The organism is Streptomyces doebereineriae (assembly GCF_031845645.1).
In the GTDB taxonomy this organism is placed as follows: domain Bacteria; phylum Actinomycetota; class Actinomycetes; order Streptomycetales; family Streptomycetaceae; genus Streptomyces; species Streptomyces canus.
This window is the reverse complement of the sequence record NZ_JAVREZ010000180.1, coordinates 1-476: the sequence shown is the minus strand read 5'-3', so window position 1 is coordinate 476 and position 476 is coordinate 1. Positions and strand designations below refer to the sequence as shown.

Annotated in this window: 1 protein-coding gene; it reads right to left on the bottom strand. The window is 67.2% G+C overall.

Annotated features, from left to right (window positions below; translation table 11 throughout):
* Positions 1–387, bottom strand: a 387-nt coding sequence (locus tag RNB18_RS51340) for a MarR family winged helix-turn-helix transcriptional regulator (RefSeq protein WP_311720972.1), incomplete at its 3' end; no start/stop codon positions are given.
* Positions 388–476: the final 89 nt, after the last annotated feature.

Below are 476 nucleotides of genomic sequence, written 5' to 3'. Positions count from 1 at the left end.
ACCGAAGCGGGCCGCGCGCTCGTCGGCCGACAGCTCACCCAGCCAGCGCTCCTCCCCCTGCTGGATCTCGCGCTGCGCGGAATCCTTGACCGCGCGGCCCGCTTCGGTGATGGCCAGCAACCGCACACGCCGGTCGTCGGGGTCGGCCTCCCGCTCGATGAACCCTTGCCGCTGCAGGTCATCGAGGGTGCGGATGATCCGCGTCTTGTCGGCGCCGATTGCCTCGGCCAGCGCTGCCTGTGTCCGTACCGATGACCGGTCCAATGCGAGCAGGACGACATAGCCCCACATCGTCAGGCCGTGAGCGTCGAGCACCGGCTGCTCGGCCGCGATCAGCTCCCGCATCAGCGGGGCCAGCATGGCCGCCAGGTCCGGGCGCTTCGACACCGGATCAGCGTAAGCGTTGCCAGATGATGTGCTTATGCTTATCGTAAGCTCATGCCTACTATTGAAGCCGACCTCCGTCCTCTCCACCG